The sequence below is a fragment of the Candidatus Nitrososphaera gargensis Ga9.2 genome, from assembly GCF_000303155.1.
Classification (GTDB): domain Archaea; phylum Thermoproteota; class Nitrososphaeria; order Nitrososphaerales; family Nitrososphaeraceae; genus Nitrososphaera; species Nitrososphaera gargensis.
In genome coordinates this window covers 434,239-449,649 of sequence record NC_018719.1, presented here as the reverse complement: position 1 = coordinate 449,649, position 15,411 = coordinate 434,239, and the positions used below count along the sequence as shown (strand labels likewise).

General features: G+C 41.9%; 16 protein-coding genes and 1 pseudogene. 4 read left to right on the top strand and 13 right to left on the bottom strand.

Going from position 1 to position 15,411, the window contains the following annotated elements; translation table 11 throughout:
- Positions 1 to 31: 31 nt before the first annotated feature.
- The 6 genes and pseudogenes from NGAR_RS02760 to NGAR_RS02735 form a co-directional block, all read right to left on the bottom strand.
- Positions 32 to 793 carry a class I SAM-dependent methyltransferase gene (locus NGAR_RS02760; RefSeq protein WP_228369333.1) on the bottom strand — a complete coding sequence of 254 codons (762 nt, stop codon included), beginning with the start codon at positions 791 to 793 and terminating at the stop codon, positions 32 to 34.
- Between the two features lie 450 nt (positions 794 to 1,243).
- Positions 1,244 to 1,483 carry a hypothetical protein gene (locus NGAR_RS02755; protein WP_015018084.1) on the bottom strand — a complete coding sequence of 80 codons (240 nt, stop codon included), beginning with the start codon at positions 1,481 to 1,483 and terminating at the stop codon, positions 1,244 to 1,246.
- 508 nt (positions 1,484 to 1,991) lie between these two features.
- Positions 1,992 to 2,279: a transposase gene (locus NGAR_RS02750; protein ID WP_407637193.1), complete on the bottom strand. Its 288-nt coding sequence runs from the start codon at positions 2,277 to 2,279 to the stop codon at positions 1,992 to 1,994.
- Positions 2,280 to 2,433: 154 nt separating this feature from the next.
- Positions 2,434 to 2,580: pseudogene (locus NGAR_RS19210) on the bottom strand (transposase); the annotation flags it as partial.
- A 470-nt stretch (positions 2,581 to 3,050) separates the two neighbouring features.
- A complete protein-coding gene (locus NGAR_RS02740) occupies positions 3,051 to 4,232 on the bottom strand; it encodes a glycosyltransferase family 4 protein (RefSeq protein WP_015018081.1) in 1,182 nt (393 codons plus the stop codon).
- 11 nt (positions 4,233 to 4,243) lie between these two features.
- Entirely contained in the window at positions 4,244 to 4,966 is a 723-nt protein-coding gene (locus tag NGAR_RS02735) for a polysaccharide deacetylase WbmS family protein (protein ID WP_015018080.1), read from the bottom strand.
- Between the two features lie 226 nt (positions 4,967 to 5,192).
- Here NGAR_RS02735 and NGAR_RS02730 point away from each other — a divergent pair, with 226 nt between their 5' ends.
- Entirely contained in the window at positions 5,193 to 6,269 is a 1,077-nt protein-coding gene (locus tag NGAR_RS02730) for a methionyl-tRNA formyltransferase (RefSeq protein WP_015018079.1), read from the top strand.
- Positions 6,270 to 6,568: 299 nt separating this feature from the next.
- Here NGAR_RS02730 and NGAR_RS02725 read toward each other — a convergent pair whose 3' ends face one another.
- The 3 genes from NGAR_RS02725 to NGAR_RS02715 form a co-directional block, all read right to left on the bottom strand.
- Complete coding sequence (locus NGAR_RS02725; RefSeq protein ID WP_148680868.1) at positions 6,569 to 7,429, bottom strand: glycosyltransferase family A protein; 861 nt, start codon at positions 7,427 to 7,429, stop codon at positions 6,569 to 6,571.
- A gap of 66 nt (positions 7,430 to 7,495) precedes the next feature.
- Complete coding sequence (locus NGAR_RS02720) at positions 7,496 to 8,740, bottom strand: asparagine synthase-related protein (protein WP_148680867.1); 1,245 nt, start codon at positions 8,738 to 8,740, stop codon at positions 7,496 to 7,498.
- Positions 8,741 to 9,365: 625 nt separating this feature from the next.
- Positions 9,366 to 9,803: a hypothetical protein gene (locus NGAR_RS02715; protein ID WP_148680866.1), complete on the bottom strand. Its 438-nt coding sequence runs from the start codon at positions 9,801 to 9,803 to the stop codon at positions 9,366 to 9,368.
- Between the two features lie 740 nt (positions 9,804 to 10,543).
- Between NGAR_RS02715 and NGAR_RS18250 the strand changes: the two genes are divergently transcribed.
- A complete protein-coding gene (locus NGAR_RS18250; protein WP_015018074.1) occupies positions 10,544 to 10,780 on the top strand; it encodes a hypothetical protein in 237 nt (78 codons plus the stop codon).
- 226 nt (positions 10,781 to 11,006) lie between these two features.
- Here NGAR_RS18250 and NGAR_RS02705 read toward each other — a convergent pair whose 3' ends face one another.
- The gene (locus NGAR_RS02705) at positions 11,007 to 11,666 is read right to left on the bottom strand and encodes an MBL fold metallo-hydrolase (protein ID WP_015018073.1); all 660 of its coding nucleotides are present in this window, start codon (positions 11,664 to 11,666) and stop codon (positions 11,007 to 11,009) included.
- Positions 11,667 to 11,782: 116 nt separating this feature from the next.
- Between NGAR_RS02705 and NGAR_RS19055 the strand changes: the two genes are divergently transcribed.
- Both NGAR_RS19055 and NGAR_RS18245 read left to right on the top strand, forming a co-directional pair.
- The gene (locus NGAR_RS19055) at positions 11,783 to 11,926 is read left to right on the top strand and encodes a helix-turn-helix domain-containing protein (RefSeq protein WP_323444717.1); all 144 of its coding nucleotides are present in this window, start codon (positions 11,783 to 11,785) and stop codon (positions 11,924 to 11,926) included.
- A gap of 672 nt (positions 11,927 to 12,598) precedes the next feature.
- The gene (locus NGAR_RS18245; RefSeq protein WP_015018072.1) at positions 12,599 to 13,003 is read left to right on the top strand and encodes a zinc ribbon domain-containing protein; all 405 of its coding nucleotides are present in this window, start codon (positions 12,599 to 12,601) and stop codon (positions 13,001 to 13,003) included.
- On the opposite strand, the gene NGAR_RS02695 is transcribed toward NGAR_RS18245, so the two are convergent.
- The 3 genes from NGAR_RS02695 to NGAR_RS02685 are packed head-to-tail and all read right to left on the bottom strand — an operon-like array spanning position 12,945 to position 15,090.
- Positions 12,945 to 13,349, bottom strand: coding sequence for a PIN domain-containing protein (locus tag NGAR_RS02695; RefSeq protein ID WP_228369262.1), 405 nt, complete (start codon positions 13,347 to 13,349; stop codon positions 12,945 to 12,947). The genes NGAR_RS18245 and NGAR_RS02695 overlap by 59 nt on opposite strands.
- A gap of 7 nt (positions 13,350 to 13,356) precedes the next feature.
- Complete coding sequence (locus NGAR_RS02690) at positions 13,357 to 14,619, bottom strand: translation initiation factor IF-2 subunit gamma (protein ID WP_015018071.1); 1,263 nt, start codon at positions 14,617 to 14,619, stop codon at positions 13,357 to 13,359.
- Positions 14,620 to 14,670: 51 nt separating this feature from the next.
- Positions 14,671 to 15,090: a S6e family ribosomal protein gene (locus tag NGAR_RS02685; protein ID WP_015018070.1), complete on the bottom strand. Its 420-nt coding sequence runs from the start codon at positions 15,088 to 15,090 to the stop codon at positions 14,671 to 14,673.
- Positions 15,091 to 15,411: the final 321 nt, after the last annotated feature.

The window sequence follows — 15,411 nt, the reverse complement described above, 5'->3', positions numbered from 1 at the left end:
AATCATGCTTACAACCGCTATTAGATGCAGTTTATTGACGCCGCCCGATAATCATAAATAAATATCCATCATGTAGTTTATTTACATAGTATTTATCAGGAATTCTGCTTAGCCAGTGTACTAGTCTATTATCAAAGACTGAAAAAAGGTAAGAGCTATAGTAAAGGTATTTTTGATTTACTATACTAAAGCCGTTGTTTTGTAATGATGCAACAACCATATCTATAGGCAATGGTGCATGATGTTCGCTTGGTTTTACTTCCAATTTAGAAACATCAGGATATTGTCTAACACCCAGCTTTCTTAGACATTCATGCATTATCGCAAGTGGTTTCGTGAAGTGTAAATGATGATCGTTAGGCTCCTGTATGAAAAGATGGCCATTAGGCTTAAGGATACGCTGGGTCTCTTTGACAACGTTCTCTAAGTAAGGAAAGTGGTGGAGTGCACTGCTAACAAAGACAGCATCAAAACTTTTATCAGAATAAGGCAGATACTCCATATCTGCTTGCACGCATTGAGAACAGCGTGTTTTTGCTTTTTTCAACATATTGTATGCAAAATCCATACAATATCTGTCAAGGGTTGTGTCAGCTGATAATATGCCAGATAGGTATGCGACACCACATCCTAACTCCAAAATCCGGCCACCTTTTGTATGCCGATTAATAGTTTTGGCGAAATTCCTATACATGCATCGAGCGAAATGAGTTCTGTGATAAAGATAATCGTATATATGAGCAGTCGAATCCTCTGCAGACATATCTTGAAGTTTCCATGATGTTCCCTCCATCATACTAGCTAGGAATTTCACGATCGTTTATTTGTGTTCTTCGTAGCTATCAGCTCCGTTAACTTAACCACCATCTCTGGCCAGAAACGATACAAATCGCACTCTGTCTGCTCCCATGTGTGCAAATATATAGCATGAATGACCTGAGCCAGTTCCGCACATGTGCTGCCTATCACAGTTCTCCTTTTTCCTACATGGAAAATAATGGTCATCGAAGCTTACGTTCTGTCGTCCTTGATATTCTGTATAAACCGCTCCATCAAATTTTCTTCAGTTCAGTGCCATAGACACATGGTGTGCTGCAACCTGAGAGCCACCTGCATGCATCATTGTGTACCACATGGCGCCGTCTGTGATGAATATTGGCTTCCTGCCATACCTCCTTTGCAGCTGCTTGAAGAACCGGTAACATACAAACACAATGTTCTCTCACGAGAAACAGGTGCATCATCAAGCACACGCGTCTATGGCAGGTTCATATGCAAAAAATCCATAGCCAGTAGTAGTCACGACTGTCTCTATCTGAAGCAATGTTTCGTCTACAAATATCACCCTGACAAGGCGCTTGTCTGTCCGAAACCTGTCTGCAGCCATGTCGTCAGAGCATATATCTCTGTACCCATTTCCATACTGCAACGTGGCTCCTTCTCTTTTCGATGGGTTACAATGATTTTTGGCTGCTGCCAGCATGAAACTCCTAGAATTATTAAAATGCATAAGTACAGCGCATATCCCTGATATTATTATAACTGGGTCCCTCTTTTTCTCTGTCCTGTATCTTCTCATGCCAATGAAAAGCTATAGGACAGTCCTAGCTATACGAATTACGCTAACAGTCCCCTATCACAAGATTCAATATTAATCCTAAGGCTCTAAACGACTTAGCTTCTACCTCACCGGCACGGCTTTGTGTAAAAATTAGATAATACCTAAAGATCTGAAGCAGCTTTGACCAGCATTTTTGTCAGTATTGGATACAAATTTTCATTCCTGTAGTTGAACCTGAATTCTATTTCTTTCAGATACAGATGAAAGTCTACTACTACTGTTTCGGTACAACACCACGGTGATGGTACACATCCATGTCTTGGCATAGCTCCAGAATCCTTCAATTCCTCCATTGATGTGTGAGTGCCTTCTCCTCTAACGTACTCTTCCCGGCTATGAGCAATGACTTGATGATGCTTGCCAATCAGATTCAGTGTGGCATATGCAGTATGGTCGTCTGAATAATATATAACGAGCCTTTTCCGGTATGCTGTCGTATCAGCGGAATCAACGTCTTCTCCTTTCTCCTGTCAGATACGGGAAACGTGATAACCTTGCCATTCCTTCTTCTGTAAATGCCAAACACGAGTGTCTTTTTTCCCTCAGCGCCCCAGCCGCGTTTACAGCCCTTTCTTCGACCACCAAACATGGCTTCGTCCAGCTCTATATGGCCAGATAGCTTGCTTGATTTCCTGTAGCTCGTACAAAAGGAGAAGATATAATCGTAAATAGATCTTCTGTCGGAAGATTCGAAACACGCGTTCTATGGTGGCCAGGCTGACTGGAACATACCACATCTGATTCTCTGTAGGCAGGTAATCCAATCCAAGTACAAACAGGTAAAGAAGATGCGAAACTACGTCTAGTGGTACTCACAGTTTTCCAACGTAAGTACCGGTAAATTCACCAAAAGTGTATCTGCAACGCTTGCAGCCATATCTGTCATCACCACCTGTCAGATAGTACAGCAATCGATATGTGCATTTGGGACAGATTCTTTTACCATTCCATCTAGCATGACGAAAATAGGCCCACTTTTCTTACTGCTTGATGCTAATTCTACTGGACTGAATTTACGCATGCAGCACGCATGGCTAACCAGAAATTATCCTTTGACTGCTGCTTCAAATCTTGGGGCATTACCAAAAGTAATAATCCATAAAAATAAAGGCATGCACTCAGACAGCTATCCAAGCGTGTTTTTACGACTTTTTATACAAAGCCCACCGGCACGATAATGTCGAAAACCATATCTTACACGGTTCCCAACAGCATCTGTGATTAGAAAAGGCATCTTCTACTTAATAATAGTAGGACTTCTATTAGGATTTGTGGGATATAATTGGCTGTTATTTGCATCAGAATGGTCTGAAACTGTATTGCGAATAACAGTAGTAATATTTGTCTTGGCTCTCTTGATTATAATAGGGACTATTTTTGGGGCCATGGCATCTTCTTATCCAGCATCAAAGTCATTGGAATGATGATTTTATAGTACACTAATCAGTTGTTGATATTTTCTTGCCACTACTTCAGGCCCATGCATTCTTTTTACCCATTCTCGGCTCTTCTTTCCAACCTCTTCTCTAAATGAAGGGCTTTCTATCAGCATTTTTAAATTTCTGTAAATATCTTCGATTGAAAGTGAGTGCACGGCATACGGTTTTTCCCCCACGTATCTATCCACTCCCTCTAGATCATAGTACATAAGCAATGGTCGGCCGCACGACATTGCTTCCAATGCAGCTGTTCCCCATGGACCCCAGATCTGATGCTTGTCTGATGGTTCGGCGAACTGATCCAGAATGATATCAGCTGCATTGAAATACTCAATCAGCTTTGGCTTTGCAACTGGCGGGAACCATAACACTTTATCTACGAGCCCAAGTTCTTGGATGAGAGATTTGCTTTTTGACAGATCCTTACCCCACTCTGCTGCCCATAATTTGACGTTATCATATTCCGTTGATAATTTCTTGAGTGCTTTGAAGACTTTATCATTTCCTTTATATTCCCAGTGCTGCCTTGAAGGGTTTAAAAGAATTATTTCATTGTCCTTTGCCACCTTTCTTCTAAGCTCGATCATATCCATTGGACAGTATCTTTCATAATCTATGCTAAAAGGCATGTACAACACCCTATCCTTACCTATGTAGTCAAGTGAATCAAAAATTCTCCACATGTCAATATTTGTCACAAGTATTCGGTCGGCTTTTGCATAGCCTCTGCAGGCCAAAAAGTCAGAATACGTGTTTCCACGCGGGAATTCTCTTATCCAACCAGCTTCATAGACCAAAGTTGGGACCTTGAAAAATGGAGACATTATGGGAAATGGAACATGCAACTCTAAAATATCATAGTCAGCAATAATATCGTAAAATTGCAGACCTTCGAACCATCTTTTAAAGAGTGTCTGGCGATTTTTAAAAAGCCAAGTATCGTAATACTTTACCCATTTTGGCCTATCCCACAGCTTGCCTGCAGCAACGACAGTCTCAAAACTAAAGTTGTCTTGACTAATCTCAGGCCCAAATATGCCTTCTTCCCATTCTACGGCCGCAAACGGGTTTAAAACAGAGGATGTAATTATAAGATCTACATCCATTCCAAATTTTCTCAATGCCTTTGCAGTATTGTAGCCATTGTTGGCCATGTTTCCGATTATTCCCATTTTCAATGATCTCAAATCCTCTCAGAATTCTGGCCATTTCGAAAGTGCTCATATATTTCACTCATTAGATGTAGATCAGAGTTATCCAGAATTTCTAACATCTCAACAAGAGCATCCTGAGCTCCAAACTCCTTTGTATTGCGTTGATCTTCTAAAAAGTCAACATTGTGGTAATTTGGTCGATAAGTATTGTAATAAAAATCCAGTGAACAGGTATTTGTGAAAACATGGGAAGGATGAAAATCGTAAACATATACCGTGCTACTTTTTTGTTGTTCTCTTAGAACACTGGAATCGAATCTTAAAGACTTGCCAAATCTCATTATTTCTATATCCATCCAATAGATTGGGATCTCAAGAACTCCCGGATAAATGATGTATGGTTTGATTCCATCTTGAAATGGCATTATATAAGAAGAGTCGTATTTCAGCCCTATTTTTGGCAAAAACAAAAGCATGTCTGTGCAGACATTTAGACCATGTGACCTCATGCCTATTGCCTGTGGAAAGGTCTTCTTCAATTTTTCTGCCGTTTCAAGTGAAGTATGCCGCTGATATTTTTCCTTGTTGTATGTGGTTTCAAGGTTTGGATGTAAGGCAATTTCATGATGTCTTCCGTCGATCTCGTGTGTTGCAAAAATAGTAATTGTTGCATCATATTCGTCAAGTATATCAAGAAAATAATTCAGGATTTTTTCTGGAACCCAATCAGTATCAGCAGTGAGCGCGATCATTTACACTTAATTGTAAATCGAAGCATATATAAACAAAATTGAGAAAAACGATAACGATCCAAATTATGAAAGTTGAGCTACAGAGATTTTAGCTCGTTCAACCTTTCCCATGTCATAGTATTTAGTGTGATATTACTTCGCTAGGGCACGAGCATTTATCCCTCTAGAAGTTGACTTGTTCTGAGTAAACAGTACTTTTAATATGACATGCTTTGACTATTCCCCATTGTTAAGGGTACTTTTTTTGGGCACCCGCCAGCTGGGCTACGAAGGACTGAAGGCCATCATTGACAAGGGACATAAGGTAGTTGCAATTTGCACTGAAGATTATGCAATTACCGAAGGATATTCATATAATCATTTTCAAGAGCTTGCTGCAAAATATGGAATTCCATTCTTCAAGACTGATAAGATAAATAACGACAAATATTACGCGATTTTTAAATCGCTCAAACCTGACATTGGTGTTAGTCTCTATTGGAGGAGACTAGTAAGGGAACCGGTAGTCTCGTTGCCAAGGCTTGGCTTCATTAATGCACATCCTGCTGATCTGCCCAAGTACCGGGGTTTTGCTGCCACCAGTTGGTCAATACTTTTGGGTGATGATATCACCTGTATGTGTATTCACAAGATGGTGGACAATCCACAAGCAGATGTAGGCGATATTTACAAGAAAGGCTATGTAAAGATAGACAAGAATACGACGATCAAAACCCTGTGGGAAAAGCTGGTTCCGCTGACTATAAAATTAACACTTGAGGTAATGGATGAATTGGAAAAGGGGACAGCAAAAGCAGAGAAACAAGATGAATCAAAAGCGATTAATGCATATCCCCGGCTGCCAAGAGACGGGGAGATCAACTGGTCTCTTTCTGCAGTAGAGATCGACAGGTTGATCAGAGCTGTCACATCGCCATATCCCGGCGCGTTTACATTCTATACTGGACCTTTTGTAGAGAATGCAAGAGAAAGGTCCGATATTAGAAAAAAATTGTTCATTTGGAAAGCGCATGTCCTAGAGAACCCTCCCAAATTCGTTGGAATGCCGGGTCACGTAGTAAGGCTGAATGATGATGGGACGGTCTGGGTAACGACAGGCAATGGAATACTTGTACTTGATGAAATTCAACTCGATGGAGGCGATATTATAAAACCAACGGAGCTGCTAAAGAGCGTTCAGATCAGATTTGGTTTAGAAATAAGTGAAGAGATTATTTTACTTCATGAGAAAATCCAATCTTTAAGAGCAGAGATAGCAGAATTAAAGAGAGAAAAAGGAGTGAATAGCAATCAAGATGACTAATAATGGCAATATCAGGTCAAAGGATTTTAGAGTTATTGAGCGTCTCATCTTTTCGCTATGGATAGTACCCAACCCACTTAGATACATCATAATGAATTTGCCCAGATCAAGATTAAGAAACATAACAGGACTTGCAACCTGCATTACAATTGGAATACTGAGCCTTTTCTTCTTACTATCGCCAGAAACATCTAGTGCCGCTGCAAAAGTAGTGGTCTCGGCTATTATGGGAATATTTGTTCTACTGATAATATTTTTTCTTCTCAGACGGGTCAGATTAATGAAATAACCTATGACCGCTATATCATTGTCAATTTTCTAAATAATCTCTGCTTTTGCAGGTTTCTGATGAACTCTCTAAGCTCGGGGTCGAAATACTGGAAATAAGGGTCATCTTTCCATTTTCCTTCAAACAAGTAGTCAAATAACATGCGTAGGCTTGCGCTCTTGGATATTCCTGTTTTGTTAGTCAGAATATTCCTCACTACACGCGCAAGAACAAAAATGGGGTGATATCCTAAGCATCTCATGGCTGGTCCATATTCAATAAATTGATGACCTACACCAAATGTTCTTTTGTGCTCATACTTAAGATCGGCTAATTTTCTTATACGGTACCCCATCTGAAGTGCTTTGTACAGTATCCAAGGCTCATACCCGTAATAGGGAGGGTGTCTGTATCCTATCTGGCTAAAGAATGAGACCCTGATTAGTCTCCCAGCACCTTCCGGTAGAGAAATGAAATCGGATTGTGCCAAGCCTCTGTTGCCAGAGACCACGGCAAGTTTTGGATCTATTGACATCTCTTGTATCAATCTCTCCACATATTCTTTGGGAAGCACTACGTCGTCACTAGATATCAATAAATAATCATATTCTTTGCCAGATTTCTTTACGTAATCGCATGCGATATTCCAGTTATGGACAATTCTTCTACTGTCATAACCTTTGTCCTCCAAAGTGATTATGTGGATATTTTGGTAGCTATCCTTTAATTTGAATAAGAGGTTGGATGTCGAGTCTGTTGAACCATCATTTACTACGCAAACAAGGGACGGTTCAACACTTTGTCTCATGATTGATTCAAGTGATTCTACAATTGTCATTTCGCCATTTTTTACTGTTACAAGCGCCCAATATCTAGGACTTTTGTAGCTCAATGTCGTTTATAATCAAATTCAATAATATAGGTCTATGCCATCTAGTACGACGCAATCGCAAAGGGGTCATAATTTTTGTCTTGAATTTAGGCTCTTGCTGATAAATAGGCGATACCAAATTTCTAAAGCTAGGATAGACAGCATTTTATTGATGTAACGATGTCTTAGGTCAGAGTTCTTCTCCTCGAGTTTTCGGGTTGATATTGTTATCCAATCTTTATCAATAATTTTATTTCTAACTACTTCACTTTCCGCATTTACATATGCTGATACTATTTCTTTTGCATGTCTGTTCCATAGAGAAATCAAGTCTATAGAAAACCCTTTTTTTACAGGCTCCATCATTTTTTCATTGCCCTTATGTTTAATCAAAATCGAACGTAACGGTAGCTTCCCAATTCTCGTTCTTAGATCATACTTTTTATCTGGTGGAATATGCGTAGCAAAATCGATCATAGTGCTTGTCAGAAATATCGATTCAATCCTAATTTTTAGGAAATCTGCAAATGCGAAATTCGCTGGCAACCAATCGTAAAGCAATTTTCCGTTGAAATCAGCAAAAAAAATTTGATTCAAAGGTTCAAGATCATTACTAAAATAAGGCCTAAACAATTCATAGATCTTTTCCCATGAAAACTTGACTGCCGACCCAAACATCTTGTTTTGATCCGGGACCCAGTCGCGTTCGTGACATGACAAGTATAGCTTGACCTTTGTCTTCCATCCTTTATCTCTTGGCAATAATGAAAGAAATTTGTGATAACGAAATGTATATCCCCCAAATAATTCGTCGCCGCCATCTCCCGTATAAAAGACATTTGAATACTTTTTGCCATGCTCAAGTGGGTAAAACTGGTAGAGGTTCCATTTAGGCTTCTTCACTATCGCTATCAATTTTGGCAAGTCTGACAAAACCTCATCTAAGATTATATTATGAAAGTTGCAATCGTAAACTCTAGAGATTTCTTTTGCCTGTGAAACCTCATCTTCTTTATCGCCAAAACCAACACTTATGCAATCGATTTTGACATCTGGCAAAACAGTTCTTATCATTGCAAGGGTTAACCTAGAGTCTACACCTGCGCTCAGCGCTAGAGACACATTCTTCAACTTGAGCTCATCGTACTTGTTCAAAAGTTCTTTTTTGATTAAGTCTAAGATACTGGCTTCAACATCCTCTCCATATGAACTGTAAGGTGTAAAATCTGAAGAGATTAGAGGTTTTCTTACTGGTTTCTCAAGAGGATCGTATCTAAGGGTTAAAACTCTTGAAATGCTATCCAAATCTGATTTCATAAGGACTTTTAGCATAACTATCTTACGTATAATACTATAATATAATTTGAATTGTATTATACTATGCGAAAAATTCCCTAACTGAGGAGATATTATGCGAAAAGTCAAAGTTGATTGAATGGTTATAAAACACGCTTTGACCACTCAGACAAAAAGAATAAACGACTAGGAAACTCACAGCCTATGCTGGTTATCAATCGTTCATAGACTGTTAATCATTGAACAATGATCCATAATAGCAAATTCCCACCTTAGCTTTGAATAAAAAGAGGCCTACCTGTTTCTTCCAGAAGCTCATTAAAGCGTTGTCGATATTCCTTTGTGGGTTTGCTTCTTAACTTCATGTTACAACAAGGACACCTCAATCCCTGCCACTGCACATACGTCTGGCAAATGCTGCACCATCGGATCCATTCAAAGTACTTACCCAGATTCTGTCTATAGGTATGTCCAGTACTCTTGTTGTCCTTGTATTTCTTTGAAGCCTTGTATTGAGAGCATAGTTGATGACAACCGGGTGCCATTCATTGCTACTATTTGTCACTTTATTATAAAGTATACTTGGTTCTATAAACCCAATTATACTAAGAGTTAAGGAGAATTAGATGACCAAGACAAATACCAATACCTAGTCGTATAATTAATTAAGCGGGGACACTCCTTCAGTCAGATATTTCCTCATATCAAGATAGAAGCGCCTTGTCCGAAAGCAATGCCGCAGTATCCTCCTACTCCTCTTCTTCTTCAAATCACCAAATGATGGATAATAGTACACACACGTTGTCATGACAAGCAGGCTTGTCCTTTGACAGCTGCGGCCAGCATATGTTTCCAGTACCTGAACTCTGGCGACGCTGTTGGCATCCAGACTGGTGGTACGGTATCGGGATGTCTTTGTGATCATGGAAATATCTCTTTTACTTCCTCTGATTTGTGATGCTGTCGTGCCTTGTCCAGAAAGAGGTAGCACCTTGGAAACGTCCTGTGTGTATCTGCTTGAGAGATAGTCCAGAAAAGTATCTTCTTCATCGAACCAGTCATATATACTGCCTGAATAGTTGTTGTGTCTTCCGTCCAATCTGATGGCTCCAAACAGAGGCATGAGCGCGTGTAGAAGCCCTTCACCCTGACAACCAGCCTTGCATTTCTGTATATACATCCACCTTCTGCGCGCACGTCAAAAGTTAAGAACGATCCATATCATCTTCAGATACTCTGCCGTGAACCCGCCGGCGGGCGGTCTAGGATTTGCTTAGACTTTTTTGGAGGTCTCCTTCTTCTACCTTCAGTACCAGAGCAGTAGCCAGCCTTTCCTTTACCCCGGGTCGGATTCTGCCTTGTACAGGCGTTCCATTTCTGATATGTCAGAAGCCATGTCTCAGATGGCAGGAAGAAGCTATGATAGCTGTTCCTGTCAAAAGACGACAATCACCTCAATGTATGCCAGCATACTTGTGCTACTTGGTATAGTTCTTTCTTGGCTTGGGGTGGTTATGTATGTCAACATCTTTACCGCTTCAGAGTTATACATTTTGCCCAATGCTATTTCGACCAAGACATCATGATGGATCAATTACGTGCAAATGCCGAGATCAACTAAATAGTAGCCAAGGCTCACAATATGGGCAAGGCGGTTCAGGCGATCATTGCGAGCATAGCATATCCAATGAGGCGCAAATAAGTGTTCAATCTAGTTATTCAAAATAACCACACTGTCAGCAGCTGTATGACTATGAGAGCGATGATTAGGAGTTCTATTATCACTGCGCAGATTGTCGCAAGATTTTTGTACTGAAAAGAAGTTATGACAGCGAAATAATGTCTGCGACAATTTACACACTTACAAAGAGATCATACAACCTCATCCTGCAAAAGACAGCGAAAAAACTCACAGATGGTAAGCGGGCTCTCTTTCCTGATCAGGCGAAGATCATCAGGTGCTACCAGTGCAAAGAGCCATTGATCATTGGGAAAAAGATAGTAAGCAAGACATTCGGCTGCCAGTATCGTATTCACTATTGCATTTCATGTGCCAGGTTGCTAAAGATAATCTGAAAAACAGAGAGCGAACCTTATGTATATTTGATTATAGGTATTGTAATCCTGCATCATTATAGCTTCTGCCAGAAAATATTGTTAATATTTTAGTTGCATGATTGCATCGCCTGTGCTGCCAGTCATTCAAAGAAAAACTGCGGCAACCGACTTTTGAGAGGCTCATGAAATAGTGAAGAACTTCACAGTAACGCAAAAAGTCATTTCTTTGTCGTCCCTAGCTGGCTTACTCGCGGTTAAGGATCCGGACAGGGCATGCAGTAACAAGTTGTTTAAACTTTGTCGCGTCCTGATCGCTACCGACTATTGACCCATAATGCATCGGGATCGCCAGTTTCTTTGGCTTGATCTTTTCGTTCACTGCCCTGGCCGCTTCTTCTGCAGTCATGACGTACGTCCCCGATACAGGCACCAGCGCTACGTCCGGTTTGGTCGCGCTCATTTCAGGAATGTCGTCTGTGTCGCCCGTGTGATATATGCGCATGTTACCGCCTACAGTAAATACAAACCCCACCTTGCCGTCTTCCTTTGGATGGAACTTTTTGTTGGTATTATATGCTGCAATGACCTCTACGGGCAAGTCCTGAACAGTCAGTCTATCGCCCGGCGCGACTCCCTTTATTTCTGCGGCGCCGGCAGCCTTTAGCTGCTCAATGCATTCTTTGGCAGCCACGACAGTGGTCTTTTTGCCAATCACGTGCTTGAGGTCATCCATACTGAGGTGGTCAAAGTGGTTGTGCGAAATGAACACAATATCGGCATCGTTTTTACTGTGCTGCGCTCTTGAAAGCTGATATGGGTCGGTATAGATGGTCTTGCCACCGGCTATTATTTTAAAGCCGTCATGGCCAAGCCAGTGAAAGCTGACTCCGTTAAAGTCTAGCATACACATTATTTTAAACTACAAAAATTTATAGATTGACACCCCCTCTCCCTAAGTAGCTTCTGCCATTACATACTACCGCGATTTTTTGTAAAAATAGCCTCCATGTTAAAAGATATATGCTTCGCAATTGTAAGTTCAGACTTCATCCAACTAATCAGCAAGCAGCCAAGCTCATGAGTGCATTAGACGCATATGCAGGTGGGTCTATAACCGTTTTGTCAAACTTACAGGCAACAGAATTCTATCACGCAATGATATGAACTACATATGCTTACTGAACTAAAGGAACAAGAACCTTGGCTGAAAAATTATCATAGCAAAATGCTTCAGATGTGATCTCTACCAGATTAGCAGTATGTAAAAAGATATTGGAGCAAATGAAAAAGAAAGGATACAGAGTAAGTGGACTCAATTTTTATGATCTTGAAAACTTCAACTCCTTCACGTATATAACCAATCCGGATTCAAGATTGAGAGACATGGTAATACGGATCTGTTATGGCTGTCAAAGATAGGTTTTACATAGAGATCAGGATACATCTACAAATCTACAACATCAAACAGACAACTATCATAACAAAAAGGGTAAGAAGTGGTATGCAATTATCTGTTGCAAAGTTGTGAAACCTTTTAGATTTATTGATCCAAGAAAATTAGTGAGAATTGATGCTGGAATGATTAAATTCTGCCAAGATTCAGACAGCCATTCCATAGCGAATTCTCTCTCTATCTAAACAGGATGCTTAAGCCGTTGGGAAGAGGTATCCGTACACTATCCCGTAGAAAGAAAGATAGCCAGAACTGGAAAAAGCCAAGACCAGATTGCAGATGTTACATGAGCACATAAGGAATAAACGATTATTAGATTTCCAGCATAAAGCATCTTAGAAAGATATGACATAATCTTCCTAGAACGACTGTGAATCCTAAATATGGTAAAGAATCGTCATCTCGCATGCCATGTTTTAGATTCTGGCTGGCGGCTATTCAAAGGATTGTTAAATTACAAGTCAAAGATCGTGATAGAGGTTGAGCCGGCCCATACGTCAATTGACTGTTCAAAGTGTAGTAATAAGATACCGAAATCTTTAGCTGTTCGCATCCACAGATGCGATAGGTGTGATATAGTAATCGACGGGGATTACAATGCAAGTCTGAATATATTAAGAAAAGGTTTGCTTTTACTGCTACCGCAGAGACTGCGGGAAGTTACGCCTGTAGAGATTCCAAAGGAGTCGTTGAAGCAGGAAGAAGCTATTGAACAGATAGCAAGTTCACCTAAATCTGATTCTTTTGCTTTGGCTTTGGGTTTGCGACGATCAGCCTATCCTTGCTGAGCGTGAGCACCAATACATCACTTGCAATGAGCCTGCGGCGAAGGTTAGTATCAATAGTTGCAACAGCGCACTTGTGCTTGATGGCGTAATCAATTATCGAATCATCGACGTGTTGTGCCTTTGCTACTTTCACCATCTTGAATTTCGCCTGGGCAAGCTCGAGCGCTGTCTTGGCAAGCGTGGACCTCTTTGGGCCGGCCTTTTCAACAAGGCGCTCAAGCTCGTCTTTTACAATGTCCGGCACAAGGAAGTCAAGCCGACCAAGCTGCGACTCTATTTTATCAACCTGCTTGATAGGCTTTGAGACAAGGACCATCAAAAAGCTAGTATCGCAGAGGATGTCCATAATATTATTACACGGCTATCCCTGACCCAATGAGGCGCCACCTCTCGGCTATCCTCCTGCTGAGGGCGACCCTGCTCTTTGGCATCAGGCATACCGGCTTTTTCAGCTTTACTTCAATCTTGCTGTCCCGCACATTTGTCACTGTGCCGACACTCGCGGCCGTGCCGATGTTGAGCCTGATAGGCTCTCTTACCTTGATCGGCTCTACCTTGACCATCTCGGCAGTGCCAACGGCTGTATCAAATAGGTGTGTCTCCACTGTGATGTCTTCAACGGCTTTTGGAAGCATGCCAGGCTTGCCTACCAGCGAGCCTATGAGCGAGTCGCTCTTTGTAAACGTAGGATCTAGTTTCGTGCCTATAGCCACAAGACCACCGGGCTTGACTGCGTCGACCAAGCCGGCTCCGGTACCAAGTGTTGAAATTTGGGAGGTTATGGGCTCGTACTTACCTTTCTTTTCGTCCAAGAGCCCGGGGCGGACCTCAATTTCGTCGCCAACGTTGAACTCGCCCTGCACTAGCGCACCCCCAATGATGCCGCCCTTGACTTGTTTGATAGACGTGCCGGGCTTGTTCACATCAAATGAGCGCAGGACATGCATTATTGGCTCGACATTCTTGGTTCTCGCCGGCGTCTTGATGTTGTTTTCAATAGCCTCAATAAGTGCGTCGATGTTGAGTTTGTGCTGGGCCGATACTGGGATAATTGGAGCTTTTTCTGCAACGCTTCCCTTTACAAAGTCCTTAATCTGTTTGTAATTGTCAAGAGCCTCGTCGTACTCTGCAAGATCAGCCTTGTTCTGAACAAGCACTATCTGCTGGATACCAAGGACAGAAAGTGCAAGTAAGTGCTCCCTTGTCTGCGGCTGCGGCACCTTTTCGTTTGCCGCTACTACAAGTATCGCGCCATCCATGAGCGCTGCGCCAGAGAGCATGTTAGCCATTAGGCTTTCATGACCAGGCGAATCAACAAAACTTACCACCCGCTGGAGCTCGCTCTTGCCGCCGCAGTTGTTGCATTTTGGCTGTGTGCCGTAGGCTTCGGGGGTCGGGCATTTGGGACATTTGTAAAACGCCGCATCGGCATACCCGACCTTGATCGTGATACCCCTGCGCAGCTCTTCGCTGTGGGCGCTGGTCCAGACGCCTGTGATGGCTTCTATAAGCGTGGTCTTGCCATGGTCAACGTGGCCCGAAGTGCCGATGTTAACGCAGGGCTGGTAGCCATATTCCTTGATATACCAATCCGGCAGAGTCTCTTTCCAGTGCAATGGTAGTAACTATCGTAAAATTCTCAGGGATATTAAGGTACGGAACTGCCACTACTTCTTTTTCTTTGCCGACTCGGCGGCTGTTATTGTCTCTGGTGCTGCTGCAGCTTCAGTAGCCTGCTGCTTTTGAGGCAGAGTGCCTTCAATCAGCATGCAGTTCAGCTGGTAGATCTCCTCTGTGACCATGTTTCCCCTTACCAGCTTTCTCATCCTTGCCTCGCTTCTGTTGCCGACGCCGGTCGAGAGTAGGACATATTTCTTGACGCCACCGTGGACGTCGCCGCGCATGGGCGTGCCGGACTTGTCGCTGCCACCTGTTATCTTGAGCTTGCCACCGGCCACCCCAATTATCGAGGCATCAATGATGCTGCCTATCCTAGAGCCCACCAGTGGCTGTGCAGCCCTGTCCTTGAGCTCCTGCGAAATTGTTCTGCCTTTTGTGTCCGAGATGACCAGTTTGAACTGGGCCAAAGTAAAGTTCAGGCGCCTTCAACGTTTAATTAACCTTTGGGCACGGCATCTTCCCCACCAATATACTGATGCGTTTTTAGTCTAGGATGATGCGCAAAAATATCAATTTAAGGACATTTTAGATGCGAGAAAGTGTTTTGGCGAAATGAACCTTGAAAATAGAACTAAAAAGATCTCCTGCTGAAGATCATATTTAAGGCTTTGCTCAGGCAGGGTTTTATAGATTGCTACTTTTTACACACAAAGCCCTCAGGCAGTTTCTATCGACAGAAACAATGTTGCGGCTCTACTACTAGTCATTTTTGAAAGTAACACGTATGT